Source organism: Brucella sp. NBRC 113783 (genome assembly GCF_040372265.1).
Classification (GTDB): Bacteria; Pseudomonadota; Alphaproteobacteria; order Rhizobiales; family Rhizobiaceae; genus Brucella; species Brucella teleogrylli.
The window spans coordinates 1-16,444 of sequence record NZ_BAABRX010000017.1 but is presented as its reverse complement, the minus strand read 5'-3'; the positions used below and the strand labels follow the sequence as shown (position 1 = coordinate 16,444).

The window sequence follows — 16,444 nt, the reverse complement described above, 5'->3', positions numbered from 1 at the left end:
CCCTTTATTCCATCCTGAAATAGCCGTAGACGCATCGTGTACCATCACGGGATGGATCGTGCGTATCCCTGATAACGCCGTCGATCACGGCGGTCATGTGCCTGCTGACGCATACGATCAGTCGGCCGGAGGAGGGCAGTTCGTCAGATCGAAGGTGTGTCGTGCATCCAGTCCCGATCTGCATGGTTGGCACCCAGCACCATCCAAGATCGGCAAGATAGCGCCGATAGGTGGCCTTATAGACACCTGTGCGCGCCGAGGATCGGCCGCGCTTCCGCTTACCGGTACGTTCCCCCTCGGCCATGTTGTTGAGCGCGTCGTAGACCTCGCGATAGGGAAGCCCTGTTGCGATAGCTATTGAGCGGCAGACACAATCTCCCGCACTACCTTTGAAGCCTGCCGCTGCCCGGCCGCCATCGTCAAACTCGAACTGCATGGTTTTTACTCGACAGTTTTAGCTGGCCGAACAACGTAGTCCTTCTGCGCAACGCCGGTCGCCGCCGATCCCACAATAGCTGCACGGACCCAAACGCTTTTGTGCTCAAGCCTTCTGATGTGCCCGCGCCGCAGGTGCATTCTCGGCGAGGCATGCGTGCCACCAGCTCCATCGGCAGAGGCACGGCCGCCCGGCCGTTCTGCGGATAATGTGAGCACCTTGTAGGAAAAGAACGGTTGCTTGCCGCTGGCGATTCGCGCCTTGTTGAGCTTGGCGCTCGGTTCGACATCTGCGGTCTCGACGTTCTCACAATTCAAGACGGCACAGGCTTGGAGGAGAGCCAACGCTTCGTCGCGGGTATCGCTGGAAATCGAGTAGAACCCTTCCTCGGGATTGTGCCGAAACATGGATTCGAAGTGTTCTGGCTGGATGATGAACGGCTCGCTGTCAAATTTCATGACTTTCTTGCTGATCAGACCTACCTCTTTCAGCGCCTCGTACGACCGGTGAGAGAGCGAGTTGAGGCGACCATCGTCTATCGGCGTGAAGCTGTTGTCATAGGGGATGAATGCGCCGCCCAGCCCGACGGTCCACATTTTGTGATTGTCGAAATAGGTGACAGGCAAGACAAAGACGCCACCCTGTGGGAAGTGGTCGAGAATAGTATTGAGGCCAAAATCTCGCAGAGCTGGAGGCGTAGCCTCTGGTTCCCAGCAAAGGGCAATGCGGCGTGAAGCCACTACTTGTTTAATTCCGCCTATGGATTCGATCAAAGTATCCGTCTTCCATGGTATCTCGAAAGCCACGATAGGATAGGGAAGCTTGAGCAGATCGAGATGCGACTGTGAAAATGAATCCACATCGAGGAGCGCGCCGCAGTTTGGCAGGATGAACTTCACTGATGCTTGCAGCAGGTCTATCACTGCGCTGACCGACCGCTTGGATTGGACAAAGTCAGGCTGCGTATGCGCGTTCAGGCGCTTCAAATCCTCAATCGCGTGAGCGCAATAGTTGAGCGCTGAGATGCTTTCGTCATCAGCCGTTGCTCCGGCTATTTGTCCCTTTTTCATGTGTCCCTACGTTCGTTGATCTGTCGGTGTCATCTCGCCACGCTGCGGCGTGAAATTCACCTTTCCAGAACTCTATCATTCCATTCCAGCCGGGTTTGCCCCAGCCTTTGTGTGTGCACTCCAGACCGAACGATCTCAGGAATGTGCGGCAATCATTGATGTCGCCCGAAAACCGAAGCACCCCTTTTGAATCGACACTACCGAGAACAGGCATCGCGATCCCTTCGAGTTATGCGGCTAGAGGCAGAGCTTCGCGCTCACCATCATCAGGCGCGGGATCTGCAATCCGCCAATGGTGAACACTTCCCAGCCCCTCAATAGGACCGAACCAGTCGATCAGCCTACACAGTGGGCCTCGTGTTCCGCTGGGTGCTCGTGACAGGCCATCACCCGCAAGGGAGCTTGGCCGAGCACCGCAGCTAAGTTGCCCGTGTTGTCCGCGATGGTGGAGGAAAGAGCGCGGTGTTTCGTTTCACAATATCCATGCGGGATTTCATGCGGGTCGGTCGAAACCTTCCACGGGCATTTTTCGCACTGGCGTACTCGTTTCAGCTTCCAAGGCACATGGGTCTCCGTCAAATAGGGTCGAGAGGCCGTAGCCCGATTTGTGGGTCATCAGGCCAAAGGCGGTATTTGAAGCCGAGATAGCCCGGCACGTCCTTGCCATCTCTGTGATAGAAAAGTGCCCGCACCGTTACGCTGCCATCGCGGTGCATTGTCTCGATACGGGCACGAACATCGGCGCTGCCAGTGTTGTATAGAACCCCACTGCCCTTCTGCATTGCCTTGCCGTGCTGCCCGGTTACGGAGGCAGGGCCGTTGAAATCTGTCATCACAGTGACTCCGCTTCGGGAAGAGCTTCGCGCCCGGCGTCGGTCAATCTGACACGCGCATAATTCTTGTCGCGGCCGGGCGGTGTAGGGCCGACCTCGGCAAAGCCCTTTGCAATAAGACGATCCAAGGCTTCGCCACGGCACTCGCCATAAGCGGAACTTTCTTCCTTGCTCAACCAAACAAGCAGAAATTCATCGGTCATATCTTTGCCTCCGGCTTGGCGTCGAGAATACCAGCATCGCGAGCCATCTCTTCTGCTGTGCCCCACGCATCGAACCGGTCGTTCGTGTAGTATGCGATTGCCTCAGCACGCTCCCGAGTAAGATTGGGTCGAGAGATACGATATTCGCCATCTTGCTTACTGATTGTGAGTCCGAGGGCGCGCACCGCGCTAAACAGGGCCTTGTCGTTACGGGTCGGAACGGCCAAAGCATCGGCAATGATCTTTGCGACGGTCATTCTGAAAATCCGGCATTAGATTTCGTAGGTCCGAGAGCCATCTGGCAACTCGCGGGCGATTTCAACGTGAAGCGTCTCGATCTCATCTTCTTCGTAATGGTTATCGCACCATTTCAGGGCATCGCTATAGCTGTTTGCAGTATGAACATCGCATTCACGTTCATAGCCTGCATTTTCGACCACAACGTATTTCTTCGTCATGTTTGCCTCCGGGCGGAATTTCACCAGTCGATTGACATTACGAATGATTGCGGGCTAAATGTCAAGCACTAAAGATATGGCAATATGTAAGGGCGAACTGGAATGCTCGATCATTGGAAACAGGGTGAGCCATTAGGCGAAACGGCTGTCCCGTTGCATTTGGTAGCTTGTGTTAAAGCAAAGGCGAGCGAGCCAATGCGAGCCGCCAACCTCTATCAGTCTGTTTGGTTCAGGAAAGCTCGGGCATACGTCGAGGCGCGACAAGCGCCTTGGTATGTGCTCTCAGCTTTGCATGGGATTGTCGATCCCGATGATCTTGTCGCTCCCTATGTGTAGCGGCTTGCCAACATAAGCGCCTCTGCTCGCAAACATCGGCATTTTCTGCTCGAATTATCTGACAATGGAGCGGGCGTCGTGCTCACGCTCTTTGCCAATGTGCTCGCAAACATCCGGGTCTGCTTGCAAACATCCGCCACGTGCTCAGATTAATTGCCAGCGACGGCATGGTCAAACCGGGACGCCTGCCTGTCGTAGTTGCTCGGTCAGCTGACGGGAATATTCGGGATCAAGGGTGCCCGCCAGGAAGGCGCGGATATACGGACATGCGCTGTGGCTTTCCCTCCTTGGCGCTTCGGGTGCAGGAGGTTCTGCAGCATGATCCGTTGTCAGGGCATCTCTTCGTCTTCAGGGGCCGCAGATCGGATATTTTGAAGATCATCTGGCATGATGGTCTGGGCGCCTGCCTTTTTACCCGGCGGCTGGAGAAGGGCCGGTTTATCTGGCCGAATATGGGATAGCATCCGTCAAGGTGGTGTAGAATTGGGACCGGGCCGTCATGATCAGGCGGCTCTGGGTGAAATTTCTCCATCGCAGCTACGCGAGGAGGTAGAGCTGAGTTTAAGTGCTGTCATTGAAGTTTCACGAGCCTGATAAACGGACGTCATATGTCGCCCATAGTGATGCAAATATTCAATCGATGCACCACTAACGATCAGGATTATTGTGATGCTGGCTCTGAACGGAGTTGCCGTGACCTATGCCAACGGCACCCAAGCTTTGAAGACAACGACATTGACGTTCAACCAGGGTCAGTTCGTCGTGCTCCTCGGTAGATCCGGCGCAGGCAAATCTACCCTCATCCGGACACTCAACGGCTTGGTTGCGCCGACGTCTGGTTCGATCACTTCTAACGATATTGGTGCTCTGGATGCGGAAACTAAGCTTCGCATTCACCGAAGGCGAACTGGGATGATATTCCAGCAGCACCAACTCATAGGGCGCTTGAGCGCGCTCGACAACGTCATGACGGGCCGCCTGGGCTACCACTCTGGCTGGCGTACGTTGTTCCCTATGCCGCGTTCGGATCGAAGGCTGGGGTTGGAATGCCTTGAACGCGTAGGCCTTCTTGATAAGGCTCTCGTCAGGGCGGATCAACTATCCGGCGGTCAGCAGCAACGGGTGGGCATTGCGCGCGCGCTGGTCCAGAAGCCCCAACTGGTCCTTGCAGATGAGCCCGTTGCAAGTCTGGACCCTGAAACGGCTGTCGAGGTCCTGTCGCAGCTTCGCGAAATATGCACAGCCGACGGCATCACTGCTGTGATCAGCCTTCATCAGATCGATCTAGCTCGCCGGTTCGGCGACCGGGTCATTGCTATGCGCGACGGGGAAGTGGTTGCGGACGCCGCTGTCGACGAACTGACCGATCAAATGTGTGCGTCGATCTACCGCAGCGCCCCAAGAAATCCGACCACAACACAAGATTTGTCCAACTACGAGTATGATCAACCTTTAGCTGCCATGGAGGCCGCATTATGAAGAAGCTTCTGTCCCTCGCATTCCTCGCCGTTCTTGGCTGGAGTTCGTTGGCGCATGCTGGCTCAAATCCAGAGACATTGCGCGTCGCGTTGCTACCGGACGAGAACGCCGCCACTGTCATCAAAAACAATCGTCCTCTCGAGGAGTATCTTGAGAAGACACTCGGTCGGGAGATTGAACTGATCGTAACGACCGACTACTCGTCAATGATCGAAGCGATGCGTTTCGGCCGGCTTGAGTTGGCTTATTTCGGGCCGCTCTCTTACACGCTCGCGAAAACCAAGGCTGATATCGAGCCTTTCGCAGCACTTATGAAGGATGGCGAAACTACCTATCGCGCTGTAGTTGTCGCCAATGCAGAGGCTGGCATCGAAAGCCTTGAAGATGCAAAAGGGAAAAAGGTCGCGTTTGGGGACGTGGCTTCCACCTCAAGCCACCTTATCCCGAAATCTATGCTGCTTAAGGCCGGAGTTGAGGCTGGAAAAGACTATAGCGAGAACTTCGTAGGGTCGCATGATGCCGTGGCTATTGCAGTGCAGAATGGCAATGCTCAGATTGGCGGACTTTCGTTGCCCATCTACAATTCAATGGTCGCTCGTGGCACCATTGATCCTAAGAAAGTTATCGCCCTCGCCGAGTCCGATCCGTTCCCGCAGTACCCCTGGACCATGCGGTCGGATCTTGACACTTCGTTGAAAGAGGCGATCACCAAAGCCTTCATCGACCTTAAAGACGAAAAGGTATTGGCATCCTTCAAAGCCGATGGGTTCGCTCCGATCGATGACAAAGCCTACGACGTCGTCCGTGAGCTCGGTAAAGTGCTGAACTTGGACCTGAGTCAGTAAGGCGCGTTCGAGACAGTTTCTCACCTTTCGACGCAGGCGCTGGCCTGCGTCCTTTCTTCCAGGATATGTGATGACACAGCCGTCGGCCGACTACGACTCTATCCTTCAACATCAAAACAAAGCTTGGACCAGAGCTGGCGTGATCGCGTTGGCAATTGCGTGTGTGATCATTGTTAGCAGTTATCACTCCGGTCTTCTTGATCTGGAGCGTCTGGGATCTGGGTTTCCTGCGCTCTGGCAGCTCGGTACGGAAATGTTTCCCCCGGATTTCAACCGAGGCTTGGAGTGGATCAGCCCTCTCATCGACACTCTGGCGATGAGTATAGCTGGGACTGCGATCGCGGTACTGATATCACTTCCAGTTGGCTTTTTCGCCTCAGGGAAAACAGCACCCAACGCTGTCATCTATATGATCTCGCGTGGATTGTTGAATGGTCTACGGTCGATCCCGGAGCTGATTATGGGCATCGTCTTCGTGGCGGCAGTGGGATTTGGAGCGCTCCCAGGCGTGCTGGCTCTTGGTCTTCACTCGGTTGGCATGGTGGGCAAGTTCTTTGCGGAGGCGATCGAGCATTGCGATAATGCGCCTATAGAAGCCGCACGCGCAGCTGGTGCGTCGCCGTTCCAGATCGTGACGCGGGCGATCTTGCCACAAGTTCTACCGCAATTGGCCGATGTGACCATCTATCGGTGGGAGTACAACTTCCGCGCCTCGACAATCCTGGGCACTGTGGGAGCTGGTGGTATCGGTTTCGAGTTGATGACATCCCTCCGGATCATGAATTATCAGGAGGTTCTTGCGATCATGCTCGTTGTCCTTCTGATGGTCACCATCGTTGACCAGGTCGGCGCTCTCCTCCGCCGCCAGCTGCAATAGAAGGATAAATTAAATGCTCCCAAAGGTAGTAATCACCCATCGCGTCCACGAGGAGATTATCTCAAAGCTATCTCCCCACGCTCGTTTAGTTTGCAACGATACTGATGATACATGGCCCCGCGAGAAACTGCTCGCAGAATTGAGCGACGCCAAGGCGATGATGGCGTTCATGCCGGACATGATCGACGCGTCTGTACTCGCGCACGCTCCCGATCTTCAACTTGTGGCATGTGCGCTGAAAGGCTTCGATAACTTCGACATCGAAGCCTGCACGCAGCGTGGAGTCCACGTCACGATAGTGTCCGATCTTCTCACTGACCCGACAGCCGAACTTACAATCGGTCTGATGATTGCTCTTGGGCGGCACATTCTGCCAGGCGACAAGAGCGTCAGGAGGGATTACAAAGGTTGGCGCCCTCGGTTTTACGGCCTTGGGCTGCAGGGCACAGCAATCGGCATTTTAGGGATGGGAGCGATCGGAAAAGCTATAGCACAGCGCCTAAGTACCTTCGGCGCCATTGTGTCGTACTGGGATCGTCAATCCCTGGACAAAGCCGATGAGATCAGACTGAACGTAAAGCCTCTTGAATTTGACCAGTTGATCTCGTCGTCTACCTTTCTTGTGTGTGCACTCCCGCTTTCGGCCGAAACGAAGCATCTCCTCGGCGCTGAACAACTCGCCAAAATGCCCAAAGGAGCACTTCTTATTAATCCTGCACGCGGAAGCGTGGTTGATGAAGAGGCTGTTGTCGCTGCATTGCAGGCGGGGCGCTTGGGAGGCTACGCCGCTGATGTTTATGAGATGGAGGACTGGGCCAGACCCGACCGGCCTGACAAGGTCCACGGGGGTCTCCTCAATCGCGAACATGATTCGATCTTGACACCCCACATAGGCTCAGCAGTGGCGAAGTCGCGTTTGGCTATCGAGCACGAGGCTGCTGACAACATTATAGATTTTGTCCAAGGCCGAAGACCTCGTGCGGCAATTAACGAGGTTCAACTAATTCCTTGATTAGAGAAAGTAATGTTTAGCCTTTCGCATGTCGCAGCATTCATAGAGGTAATCGAAACTGGCAGCTTTCACGAGGCGTCGCGACGGCTTCAGATATCCCAACCGACTGTCTCACATAATGTGAAACGATTGGAGGATATACTAGGGGTGCGGCTGGTCGAGAGGAGGAAGGACAAGTGTGTGCCGACTCGGCAAGGGCTCGTATTCTTGCCATTCGCACGCAGCCTTTTGACCGTCACGAAGAGATCTCTGGACCGCCTGCACAGCGGCCGGATTACGTTGGGTGCCAGTACTAACATCGGTACCTATATTTTGCCAGTCCACTTGAAGCGTTTACAGGATGCTCAAGGCCGGCCACCTGAGGTGGCCGTTGCCTCAAATCCTGAAATCATCGAAAAGCTCTTGAGGAAGGAGATTGATCTAGCCTTTACCGAATGGTGGGACGATCGAAAAGGATATCAAGCCCGCCTTTGGCGGAAGGAAAAGCTGGTAATAATCGTATCCCCACAGCATAATTGGAGGACGCGAAAAACAATTGAAGCGGCAGAGTTATTTCAAGAGTCCCTCATTGGCGGAGAACGTGGAACCGGTACCGGATCCGTGCTCCGCGAGGCCTTCGGCCAAGCGGCAGAGCAATTCCCAATCTCATTCAATGTCGGGAGCACTGAGGCTGTGAAGCATGCAGTTCGAGCTGGTCTCGGCATTTCGATCGTGATGAGGAGCACTGTCCTCGATGAGCTCGCGTCGGGTAGGCTTTATGAGGTTTCTGTTGAGAATGTGGTTCTCGAAAAGTCTGTGTGGGCTGTACATCCCGTACATATGGAGGATGGTTCACCGGAAGCAATCGCGCTTAAGGTTATACTCGATGCGAGCGCCCCTCTGGGTGACCTAGAGCACGTCCACATTACTCGGGGTCATATCCGCAAGATTTGAAGTAGTTGGCGCATTCCTGCGGCTCGAACATGGTAACGGCCTGGCCGACCGCATCCTTTGGTATCGCCGCCTCAATTCCCGGAGTATCCCATACAAGGGGGACAAGATCGGGGACCGCCCGATTTTCGATGCGTAAGGTTCCCTGCTCCATGTCGCGAATATTCGGCCGTCAGACACATAGTTGGTTTCCATGGATCGTTTGTCATAAACGAGGGTTTTTGAGCATGCCATAGCGCATGCCGTCACGCCCCTTGAATGGCGCGATGGAATCTTCTCAAAACTGTTATAGAAACGGTTGTCGCAAAATGCTATGTGTCCAACGACTTTCAAGAACATTTGGATGGCTATGCGGGTCGGGTACGCCAGGGTCAGCACGATCGATCAAAATCCGGAGCTTCAGCTTGAGGCGCTGAGACGCGCCGGTTGCGAGAAGGTGTTTACCGAGCGCGGGTCAGGCGCTCGCGATGACCGCCCGGAATTGGGCCGAATTCTCTCCGACGTGCTTCGCACTGGTGACACGCTCGTTGTCTGGAAACTCGATCGGTTGGCGCGATCGCTAAAGAAGCTCATCGCGACGGCGGAAGAGTTGGAGCGCGCGAAGATCGGGCTCGTGTCCTTGACCGAGAGCATTGATACGACGACGCCGGGCGGCATGCTGACCTTCCATGTCTTCGGTGCGATCGCCCAGTTCGAACGTGCTCTGATCCGCGAACGCACGACGGCTGGACTGGTCGAGGCGCGGCAACGTGGCCGCAAGGGTGGCCGCCCGCCCGCGATGCGCCCGGGCGATATTGCCGCGGCGCGCGCCCTGATGAAGGAAGGCAGCATACCGGTACGCAATATTGCGCAGCGCATGGGGGTTTCTGTTGCAACCCTCTATCGTCATATCGGCAAGAAGGGTGGCTCTCCCAAAACAGTGGAATCCGAGGACGTCCATGGCTGAGCGGAGAAAGCGGCCGCCCGGAGAGGCTCTTGTCGATCTTCGACGCCGATTGTCGCTGCTTTCTCCCCGTGATCCAGGCCGTACCGAGATTGTTGCTCGTGCCGCCGATGCCTACGGCATCTCGATCTGGACCCTGTATCGGGCGCTGCGGGAGTTGAACCGCCCGAAATCCGTACGGCGCGCCGATCACGGAACCTCCCGGATCGCCCCGCAGCCGGAGATGGAAACCTATGCCGAAATCATCGCGGCCCTGAAGATCAGAACGGCGAACCGGAAGGGGCGGCATATCTCCACGGCGCGCGCCATCAAGCTGCTTGAGGAAGACGGCGTGGTGACGCCCGATGGCCTGGTCCGTGCACCGCCCGGCATCTTGAAACGCGCAACGGTCGATCGGCTGCTGCGTGTTTCCGGCCTGGATTATGCGCGCGTCACCCGCCCGGTGGCTGCCGTCCGATTCCAGGCGCGGCGTTCCAACGAACTCTGGCACTTCGACATGAGCCCGTCCGACCTGAAGCAGGTGGAAGCGCCGCTTTGGGTCGAGGAAGGGCGCGGCCGGCCGACGCTGATGCTGTTCTCCGTGGTCGATGATCGCTCCGGCGCGAGCTATCAGGAATACCGCTCCGTCTACGGCGAGGACGCGGAGTCCGCCTTGCGCTTTCTCTACAATGCCTTCGCCGCCAAGCCTGAACCGGAACTGCCGCTTCAGGGGATTCCAACGACCATCCATATGGATAACGGGCCGGTGAGCCGCTCGCGCGTTTTCCAGTCCGTCATGGGTAGCCTTGGTGTCCGGGTTCTCACGCATATGCCCCCGTCGGACAGCGAGCGGCGCACGCCGGCGCGAGCGAAAGGCAAGGTCGAGCGGCCGTTTCGCACGATCAAGGAAGTGCACGAGACCCTCTATCATTTCCACAAGCCGAAGGACGAAGAGGAAGCCAACCTTTGGCTCAGGCGCGCCTTGGTCACCTACAATAACGGCGACCATCGCACAGAGTCTCATGCACGCATCGAGGATTGGCTGCGGCATCTTCCTCCTGACGGGGTGCGGGCGATGTGCTCCTGGGAGCGGTTCTGCGCCTTTGCGCGCGAACCGGAACGACGGACGGTTGCTGGAGACGCGACCGTATCGGTCGAAGGCGCATCCTATGAGGTCGAGCCCGAACTTGCCGGCGAAACGGTGACCTTGCTCTGGGGCCTGTTCGATCAGGAACTGTTCGTCGAGCATGAGGGCAAGCGCTTCGGTCCATTCCAACCTTCGCGCGGGGCGGTTCCCCTCTTTCGCTATCGCAAATACCAGAAGAGCAAGCTCGAAGAGCGGCTCGACAAGGTGGTGCGCCTGGCAGACCAACTTGGGCTCCCCCGCGCCGCGGTCACCGGCGGGGATCGTCCATTGCCTTCGCTGCCCCCGACCACGGCTGGGCTGAGTGTACGGCGGACACCGTTTCCGGAACCCGCAATAGAGACCGCTTATCCAAATGGCCTCGCAGCCCGTGGGGCCATCGCCGACCAGCTCGGCCGGCCGATCGGCGCGATGAATGCCGGTGACCGCGCCTTCATCAATGAACTGCTTGGAGAAACACTCGACAAAAAGATGATCGCGGCCCGTATCCGCGAACGCTTCCAGGCGCGAAGAAAGGAAGAATGATGCTCGCTGACGTTCAATCCAGTTACGGCCTCGACCGGCCTTTCCAAGGGGCCGGCAACTTTGAGACCGAGCATCAGCGCACGATCATCCGCGAGGTGTGTGCGGCCGTCCAGACCGGTCGGCTTGTCGTGGTCTCCGGCCTGGTCGGTTCGGGGAAAACCCACCTTTTGCGCCGCATCGAGGCCGAACTCACCAAAGCCGGCAAGGTCGCACTCGCCAAATCGCTGGCGGTCGACAAGCGGCGCACTTCGCTGCCATCGCTCATTGAAGCCCTGTTCTACGACTTGTCTCCCGGCGATCGTGCGCAGGTCAAGATCCCCAAGCAGGCCGAGCGCCGGGAGCGCGACCTGCGCGACATCATGAAAAAAGGCAAACGGCCGATCGTCCTCGTGGTCGACGAGGCCCATGACCTGCACCACAAGACCTTAACCGGCCTGAAGCGACTGATGGAGGTGGTCGCCGACGCCGGCGTGCTCCTTTCCGTACTTCTTGTCGGGCATCCCCGGTTGCGCAATGATCTGCGCCGGCCGCAAATGGAGGAGATTGGCTACCGCACGACCATTTTTGACTACGAGGGGATCGGCTCCGCGCGCCGCGACTATGTTGCCTGGCTGCTTGGCGCCTGTGCGGCCGAAGGCGTAAAGGTTGGCGAACTCCTCGAGGAAGAAGCCATCGACCTCATCGCCGAACGTTTGCGCACGCCGCTTCAGATCGAGATGCATCTCACCCTCGCATTCGAGCAGGGCTTTCGCCTCGGCACCAAGCCGGTTACCGCCGAAATCGTCGAGCAGGTCCTGTCCCGCGCCATCGACGATCTCGAACCGACGTTGACCCGAAATGGTTACGATGCGACGGCTCTGGTCACGCACCTCAATGCTCGGCCGTCGGATATCCGCGCCTTCCTGGCGGGCACCCTTGATCCCGAATATTCCCGTCAGCTGACCGAGCAACTACGACAGGCAGGCGTCCCGGTTTGACCATGCCGTCGCTGGCAATTAATCTGAGCACGTGGGGGATGTTTGCAAGCAGACCCGGATGTTTGCGAGCACATTGGCAAAGAGCGTGAGCACGACGCCCGCTCCATTGTCAGATAATTCGAGCAGAAAATGCCGATGTTTGCGAGCAGAGGCGCTTATGTTGGCAAGCCGCTACACCTATGATCAAACACTGGCAACCATGAGCGCTCACCAACGGCGCGCATGGGGTGATCGCGTCGTGGCGCAACTCATTGAACGAGGGCATGGTGATGACGCGCAGATCGTGATGCTGGCCGGTGTGCGATATCGACAGCCGATCTCCGATTGGTTAGGCGAGCGTGCCATCGTTCCGATGAAGGGACTCTCGATTGGTCAGCAGCTTGCGTGGCTAAGCTAGGCCGCCAACAAAACCACTCATCTCGTCAAGGCGCACCATCGACAGTCTCACCGGGCCGCGACAGCCTCGCGCCCGACAAGAGGTTTCCCGCTCAAGCTCATCGAGATACAGAAATTCGCGCTCTGGTGTTGTGCAGATCGTCTCACGCACGAGGTAGTGGACGTGTCCGCATTTCCGGCAGCGAACCTCCAGCTTTTGATTATCAGCTAGATCGCTGACGCGAATTTTACTTTTCCATCCAGTCACCAGAAGTCCTCCGCAGAGGGTATGCGCGTATAGCTGATTTTGCCGCCGACATGGCCGCTCTTGGGCGGATTCCAGTGGCCGAGGCTGACAACCGTATTGGAGTACCGAGCATTCAGGCTGTCTATGGTCGAACTGGCGCGTTCCCAGCGCTGGCGCAAGCGATCATCGTTTAGCAGAAGATCGAGCTGCCTTTCGTTTGCAGGCGACAAATCGTAGAGGGTGACACCTATTCTGAAAATGGTTACGCCGCGAGGAAACTTGCGCCGGACCTGACTCCACAACTCAGATAGCGCCCCGAGTATAGCCTGATCGTCATTGACGACAGGGAGGCGGCGCTTTCCCATCCAAGAATCATCGCGGATGGAGAGCCAGAGCCATAAGCCGTTGGCATAGAAGGCCTCACGCCGCATGCGGCGCGCAGCCTTGATCAGCAAGAGGCGCGATATCTCATGAGCACCGTCGATAGACCTCGACTCGGGAGGCAGTACACGGCCATGGCCGAACATGCCTCGACTAGATGCCGGAGCCTGTATGTCATAGCCGTGCAAGGCATACCAAAGACGTTCACCGGTAACGTTGCCCCACAGCTTACGCATGTGTTTTGGCTCGACCGCATAGAGCTGTTCGGTTGTGAAAATTCCGGCGCGATAGAGCCGCTTGGCCATATTCCCACCGACGCCCGGTATGTCTTCCATCTGAACCGCGAACAATGGTGCGGGTAGATCCTCGGGCCGCCAGATCGCCAGTCCGTTTCCGTACTGGCGACCAGACCGTTTGCTTTCTTTGCAAGCAATTTTCGCGAGCTGTCGATTGGCCGCAAAACCTATGGAACAGGTAATCCAAGGCCCAATATTATCCGCAATCGTGTCTTTGATGGCTGTTGCGAGACCAACCGGATCGGAGCGGCCTGTTTCATCAAGTCGGCACGTCAGCTCATCAATGGATTTCGCTGCATCGATAGGGATTATGGTCTCGATCTCGGACAAGAGCGCGTTGTGGGCGCGTCGGTAGAGGTCCGGCTTCTGAGGCACCAGAACCAATTCCGGGCAAAGCCGCTTGGCCTCGCTGATGGGCATAACGTTTTTCACGCCGTAGGCCTTTGCCTCTCGGCTACAGGCGATCACCGCTGTTCTGTCTGTGCCCTCGAAAGGCACGACGCCCACCGGCCTCCCTCGCAAGCGCTTGTCGCACTGCTGTTCAACCGAGGCGAAGAAGCCATCAAAATCCAAATAGAGCCGTTCAATCGTCTCCGGCTTGCGCATGAGGGGTCACTTTCTGTCATGAGAACAAAAAGAGAACACCCAACGGAGGGCAAGAGTCAAGAGGAATAATATCCTATGCGTGATTCACCCTGCGCTACACAATGCGCTTGGGCGGGTTCGCTTTGACGTGGCGCTCCCAATCTTCCAGCTTTTGCTTTGCCGCTGCCTCTTCCTCCGGGGAGCGTTTGGTGGTCGTATCGGACACGATATTCCAATTGTTGATATCGAGAGCGTCGGCGAGGGGTCCCCTGATAATTGCTATCCGCTCGCCACCTACGTCAAGAATTTGTCCGGCAACCTTGGGGTTCTTATCCTTGGCCATGCTCATGCCTCTTCGCTATCCGCATCTGACGTTTCATGAGGTAAGCCCAGCTCGTCCAGTCGGTTGGTGATCTTTTGCGATAGACGCCCCTTGACCCGCTTGCCCGGACCTGCGGACTTCTGGTCCGGCAGGAAGTATTTCATATACGCCGAGGCCGTCTCGATATCTTTCTCGGTGTGGCCGAGGACTTCGGCGAAGAAGGCAGCTTTGGACTTCGATTTCGGGCGGAAAAAATTGTCGGCAATCTCCGCATAAAGGGAACGAACATTGTTGGCGGTCAGCCTCTTCCCCTCGATGGCGTTCTTGCTATCGCCCGGCAACGGCTTCGGCCAGTGCGGGCCTAGCAGCTCATCCCTGATGGCTGGATAGATCGCATTTGGGTTCGGGACACGAAGAAGGTCATTCTTGAACTCTTCATTGGACATTTTTCGCCAGACTTGCCCCTCTTTGCTCAACCGCAGAACGGTCCACGTGAATATCACGTCCTTCGCATGGGCAAGCGTGGCGATGGGAAAGGCCTGATCGAACTGCGTGCCTTCTCGACCTCGCGTCTTGGCCTGTCCGGTGAACATGACACGCCAGCTCTCATAGCCGCGTCCAGCAACGCCCTCCAAAGCCAGCGGCAAAGGAGCAATAGAGCCTTGGCAAAAGATTTCATAAGGGCGCCGACCGGTTAAAAGGCCCAAGGCAACGCCATACCGAACGAGATCGGCCCGCTTGGCGGAATCCGCAGCCTTTTGCGCTTCCTGCTGGAGCGTTGACCAACTCGCGTCTGTTTCGGGCATCGCCTTCTTGGCGGCCTCGACCATCTCGAACCAGTGGGGGACAGCGATTAGCTCGTTGTGCTGCTCAATTACGGAATCCCGGTAGGCAGTGGAGACGGCCTTCTGAACATCCTCGGGAGCGATGATGACCGAGAGGGTGACATCATCGCCAAAGTTGGCTTCCCGAAGTGCGTTGCGGTATTGGGTGGTTGTGGAAAGGATCGTCGTCGGTTTGATATTCCCGCGCCAGTCTTCGGTTTCAGAGGCCCACAGCTTGCTAAGCGAGCGCTTATAAATGGCGTCAGCCTGTCGCTGGGTCTTTTTCCCTTCTTTGACGGCTAGCTCGCGAGCGTCATTCAAAAGCTTTGTGTGCAGGGTGAATGTTTCGATGGCTTCGCGACGGGTGCCCGGCCGCCCTGCATTAGAGCGGGCGGTGTACGTGCGAAGCTGCTCTTCGCTTTCGGTGCGATCCAGCACTTTGATGTGCGGCAGAGACGGGTGACGACTTCCGAGGGCGTCCTTGACGGCTGTCCTGTACTTGGAGACATAAGCTGCTCGCGTGGAGATCGCCTTGCCTGCGATGCGCTCATCCCATTCTTTCCGCCACAGATCATCGTAACCATCTTCGATTACCCTCACTGCTTCAACGAACTGAGGGATAGCATCTGCGACGACAGAGGGGCGTCCCATACGCTTCGGAGCTGATTTTTCGGGGGTGTTGTTGCTCATGGTGACTTACCTCAATTCGAACGCACAAAGCGCTCAATAGCTGGCTGCCATTAAAATATAATAAACACAATACAAGATGCGTTTATTATAATCTAGGTTGGCAATGGGTTTTCTCGCATGAAGTCAGAAAGAATCCTGTCAGATATAGCCTTGCCAATTTCAGGGTCTATGCGCTGGCCATGCTGCCAATACTCGACCTGCCGATACGGGCGGTTTGGGATCACATAGCCGAGGCCAGTCAAGCCGGGCACATGCTTTTGTCCGATGTTGGTTTGCGCGCTGCCGCGCGCAGGGCAGGGAAGCGGCTTGGATTGAGAGAAGGGGCATCGGTCATAGGCGTGGTTTCCGGTTTGATGGGAACAGCCTACGGGCGCGGCGGAGAGAAGTCAAGACTAAAATAAAAACAAGGGCAATTTAATTTACACAACCTATGCAGGTTTGCATGTGGGGATTGCGAAATCGGCAGAGATGCGACGGCTTGCAGCAGCCAAGTAATACTTAAATAAAACATAGTATAGCTAATACAGGCAAGGCGACGACACAAATAAAAAAAATGACGAGAATAATAAAAAATAGCTTGACAATAGAATAAAACCAAGTGTGGCAATGATGCAACAGTGAGGCGGGGCTTGACTTTTATATATAACCACACCGGTGTGGTTATATATAAAAGTCAA

The 16,444-nt window shown here is 56.3% G+C and carries 20 protein-coding genes; 11 read left to right on the top strand and 9 right to left on the bottom strand.

Going from position 1 to position 16,444, the window contains the following annotated elements; all coding sequences use genetic code 11:
• Window positions 1–4 precede the first annotated feature (4 nt).
• The 6 genes from ABWW11_RS24245 to ABWW11_RS24220 form a co-directional block, all read right to left on the bottom strand.
• Window positions 5–436 carry a hypothetical protein gene (locus ABWW11_RS24245; RefSeq protein WP_256886248.1) on the bottom strand — a complete coding sequence of 144 codons (432 nt, stop codon included), beginning with the start codon at window positions 434–436 and terminating at the stop codon, window positions 5–7.
• A 5-nt stretch (window positions 437–441) separates the two neighbouring features.
• Window positions 442–1,506 carry a hypothetical protein gene (locus ABWW11_RS24240; RefSeq protein WP_125271583.1) on the bottom strand — a complete coding sequence of 355 codons (1,065 nt, stop codon included), beginning with the start codon at window positions 1,504–1,506 and terminating at the stop codon, window positions 442–444.
• Window positions 1,507–2,081: 575 nt separating this feature from the next.
• Complete coding sequence (locus ABWW11_RS24235) at window positions 2,082–2,339, bottom strand: hypothetical protein (protein WP_125271580.1); 258 nt, start codon at window positions 2,337–2,339, stop codon at window positions 2,082–2,084.
• Window positions 2,339–2,542: a hypothetical protein gene (locus tag ABWW11_RS24230; protein ID WP_125271579.1), complete on the bottom strand. Its 204-nt coding sequence runs from the start codon at window positions 2,540–2,542 to the stop codon at window positions 2,339–2,341. The genes ABWW11_RS24235 and ABWW11_RS24230 overlap by 1 nt, the downstream gene beginning before the upstream one ends.
• The gene (locus tag ABWW11_RS24225; protein WP_125271578.1) at window positions 2,539–2,799 is read right to left on the bottom strand and encodes a hypothetical protein; all 261 of its coding nucleotides are present in this window, start codon (window positions 2,797–2,799) and stop codon (window positions 2,539–2,541) included. Before ABWW11_RS24225 ends, ABWW11_RS24230 begins: the two co-directional genes overlap by 4 nt.
• 15 nt (window positions 2,800–2,814) lie before the next feature.
• Window positions 2,815–3,000 carry a hypothetical protein gene (locus tag ABWW11_RS24220; protein WP_125271577.1) on the bottom strand — a complete coding sequence of 62 codons (186 nt, stop codon included), beginning with the start codon at window positions 2,998–3,000 and terminating at the stop codon, window positions 2,815–2,817.
• A 102-nt stretch (window positions 3,001–3,102) separates the two neighbouring features.
• On the opposite strand from ABWW11_RS24220, the gene ABWW11_RS24215 reads away from it, so the two are divergent.
• The 11 genes from ABWW11_RS24215 to ABWW11_RS24165 all read left to right on the top strand — a co-directional run bounded on the left by ABWW11_RS24215 (window position 3,103) and on the right by ABWW11_RS24165 (window position 12,444).
• The gene (locus ABWW11_RS24215; protein WP_353411754.1) at window positions 3,103–3,336 is read left to right on the top strand and encodes a DUF6884 domain-containing protein; all 234 of its coding nucleotides are present in this window, start codon (window positions 3,103–3,105) and stop codon (window positions 3,334–3,336) included.
• A gap of 167 nt (window positions 3,337–3,503) precedes the next feature.
• Window positions 3,504–3,797 carry an IS66 family insertion sequence element accessory protein TnpB gene (tnpB, locus tag ABWW11_RS24210; RefSeq protein ID WP_080600525.1) on the top strand — a complete coding sequence of 98 codons (294 nt, stop codon included), beginning with the start codon at window positions 3,504–3,506 and terminating at the stop codon, window positions 3,795–3,797.
• Between the two features lie 208 nt (window positions 3,798–4,005).
• Entirely contained in the window at window positions 4,006–4,815 is an 810-nt protein-coding gene (phnC, locus tag ABWW11_RS24205; protein ID WP_006473175.1) for a phosphonate ABC transporter ATP-binding protein, read from the top strand.
• On the top strand, window positions 4,812–5,660 hold the full coding sequence (gene phnD, locus ABWW11_RS24200) for a phosphate/phosphite/phosphonate ABC transporter substrate-binding protein (RefSeq protein ID WP_003501103.1): 849 nt from the start codon (window positions 4,812–4,814) through the stop codon (window positions 5,658–5,660). The genes phnC and phnD overlap by 4 nt, the downstream gene beginning before the upstream one ends.
• Before the next feature lie 70 nt (window positions 5,661–5,730).
• Window positions 5,731–6,537, top strand: a complete 807-nt coding sequence (gene phnE / locus ABWW11_RS24195) for a phosphonate ABC transporter, permease protein PhnE (RefSeq protein WP_006473411.1) — start codon at window positions 5,731–5,733, stop codon at window positions 6,535–6,537.
• 13 nt (window positions 6,538–6,550) lie between these two features.
• On the top strand, window positions 6,551–7,549 hold the full coding sequence (locus tag ABWW11_RS24190) for a phosphonate dehydrogenase (RefSeq protein ID WP_003501101.1): 999 nt from the start codon (window positions 6,551–6,553) through the stop codon (window positions 7,547–7,549).
• 12 nt (window positions 7,550–7,561) lie between these two features.
• Complete coding sequence (locus ABWW11_RS24185) at window positions 7,562–8,482, top strand: LysR family transcriptional regulator (RefSeq protein ID WP_003501100.1); 921 nt, start codon at window positions 7,562–7,564, stop codon at window positions 8,480–8,482.
• A 340-nt stretch (window positions 8,483–8,822) separates the two neighbouring features.
• Window positions 8,823–9,425, top strand: a complete 603-nt coding sequence (locus ABWW11_RS24180; protein ID WP_003501098.1) for a recombinase family protein — start codon at window positions 8,823–8,825, stop codon at window positions 9,423–9,425.
• Window positions 9,418–11,070 carry an IS481 family transposase gene (locus ABWW11_RS24175; RefSeq protein WP_003501095.1) on the top strand — a complete coding sequence of 551 codons (1,653 nt, stop codon included), beginning with the start codon at window positions 9,418–9,420 and terminating at the stop codon, window positions 11,068–11,070. The genes ABWW11_RS24180 and ABWW11_RS24175 overlap by 8 nt, the downstream gene beginning before the upstream one ends.
• Window positions 11,067–12,047 carry an ExeA family protein gene (locus ABWW11_RS24170; RefSeq protein ID WP_006470275.1) on the top strand — a complete coding sequence of 327 codons (981 nt, stop codon included), beginning with the start codon at window positions 11,067–11,069 and terminating at the stop codon, window positions 12,045–12,047. Before ABWW11_RS24175 ends, ABWW11_RS24170 begins: the two co-directional genes overlap by 4 nt.
• A gap of 157 nt (window positions 12,048–12,204) precedes the next feature.
• Window positions 12,205–12,444: a DUF6884 domain-containing protein gene (locus ABWW11_RS24165; RefSeq protein ID WP_353411748.1), complete on the top strand. Its 240-nt coding sequence runs from the start codon at window positions 12,205–12,207 to the stop codon at window positions 12,442–12,444.
• A 242-nt stretch (window positions 12,445–12,686) separates the two neighbouring features.
• Here ABWW11_RS24165 and ABWW11_RS24160 read toward each other — a convergent pair whose 3' ends face one another.
• From ABWW11_RS24160 to ABWW11_RS24150, 3 genes are all read right to left on the bottom strand, one after another.
• Entirely contained in the window at window positions 12,687–13,952 is a 1,266-nt protein-coding gene (locus tag ABWW11_RS24160) for a Y-family DNA polymerase (protein WP_256886246.1), read from the bottom strand.
• Between the two features lie 94 nt (window positions 13,953–14,046).
• Entirely contained in the window at window positions 14,047–14,274 is a 228-nt protein-coding gene (locus tag ABWW11_RS24155; RefSeq protein ID WP_256886245.1) for a hypothetical protein, read from the bottom strand.
• A gap of 2 nt (window positions 14,275–14,276) precedes the next feature.
• Window positions 14,277–15,767 (bottom strand): protelomerase family protein, encoded by a 1,491-nt coding sequence (locus ABWW11_RS24150; protein ID WP_256886244.1) that lies wholly within the window; start codon window positions 15,765–15,767, stop codon window positions 14,277–14,279.
• Window positions 15,768–16,444: the final 677 nt, after the last annotated feature.

Excerpts from the sequence above, each read along its gene's own strand:
- ABWW11_RS24230 (WP_125271579.1), bottom strand. The coding sequence starts at position 2,542 with ATGACCGATGAATTTCTGCTTGTTTGGTTGAGCAAGGAAGAAAGTTCC.
- ABWW11_RS24220 (WP_125271577.1), bottom strand. The coding sequence starts at position 3,000 with ATGACGAAGAAATACGTTGTGGTCGAAAATGCAGGCTATGAACGTGAA.
- ABWW11_RS24215 (WP_353411754.1), top strand. The coding sequence starts at position 3,103 with ATGCTCGATCATTGGAAACAGGGTGAGCCATTAGGCGAAACGGCTGTC.
- ABWW11_RS24180 (WP_003501098.1), top strand. The coding sequence starts at position 8,823 with ATGGCTATGCGGGTCGGGTACGCCAGGGTCAGCACGATCGATCAAAAT.
- ABWW11_RS24245 (WP_256886248.1), bottom strand. The coding sequence starts at position 436 with ATGCAGTTCGAGTTTGACGATGGCGGCCGGGCAGCGGCAGGCTTCAAA.
- phnE (WP_006473411.1), top strand. The coding sequence starts at position 5,731 with ATGACACAGCCGTCGGCCGACTACGACTCTATCCTTCAACATCAAAAC.
- ABWW11_RS24235 (WP_125271580.1), bottom strand. The coding sequence starts at position 2,339 with ATGACAGATTTCAACGGCCCTGCCTCCGTAACCGGGCAGCACGGCAAG.
- ABWW11_RS24240 (WP_125271583.1), bottom strand. The coding sequence starts at position 1,506 with ATGAAAAAGGGACAAATAGCCGGAGCAACGGCTGATGACGAAAGCATC.
- ABWW11_RS24155 (WP_256886245.1), bottom strand. The coding sequence starts at position 14,274 with ATGGCCAAGGATAAGAACCCCAAGGTTGCCGGACAAATTCTTGACGTA.
- ABWW11_RS24175 (WP_003501095.1), top strand. The coding sequence starts at position 9,418 with ATGGCTGAGCGGAGAAAGCGGCCGCCCGGAGAGGCTCTTGTCGATCTT.
- ABWW11_RS24190 (WP_003501101.1), top strand. The coding sequence starts at position 6,551 with ATGCTCCCAAAGGTAGTAATCACCCATCGCGTCCACGAGGAGATTATC.
- ABWW11_RS24165 (WP_353411748.1), top strand. The coding sequence starts at position 12,205 with ATGTTGGCAAGCCGCTACACCTATGATCAAACACTGGCAACCATGAGC.
- ABWW11_RS24225 (WP_125271578.1), bottom strand. The coding sequence starts at position 2,799 with ATGACCGTCGCAAAGATCATTGCCGATGCTTTGGCCGTTCCGACCCGT.
- ABWW11_RS24160 (WP_256886246.1), bottom strand. The coding sequence starts at position 13,952 with ATGCGCAAGCCGGAGACGATTGAACGGCTCTATTTGGATTTTGATGGC.
- tnpB (WP_080600525.1), top strand. The coding sequence starts at position 3,504 with ATGGTCAAACCGGGACGCCTGCCTGTCGTAGTTGCTCGGTCAGCTGAC.
- ABWW11_RS24185 (WP_003501100.1), top strand. The coding sequence starts at position 7,562 with ATGTTTAGCCTTTCGCATGTCGCAGCATTCATAGAGGTAATCGAAACT.
- phnD (WP_003501103.1), top strand. The coding sequence starts at position 4,812 with ATGAAGAAGCTTCTGTCCCTCGCATTCCTCGCCGTTCTTGGCTGGAGT.
- ABWW11_RS24170 (WP_006470275.1), top strand. The coding sequence starts at position 11,067 with ATGATGCTCGCTGACGTTCAATCCAGTTACGGCCTCGACCGGCCTTTC.
- phnC (WP_006473175.1), top strand. The coding sequence starts at position 4,006 with ATGCTGGCTCTGAACGGAGTTGCCGTGACCTATGCCAACGGCACCCAA.
- ABWW11_RS24150 (WP_256886244.1), bottom strand. The coding sequence starts at position 15,767 with ATGAGCAACAACACCCCCGAAAAATCAGCTCCGAAGCGTATGGGACGC.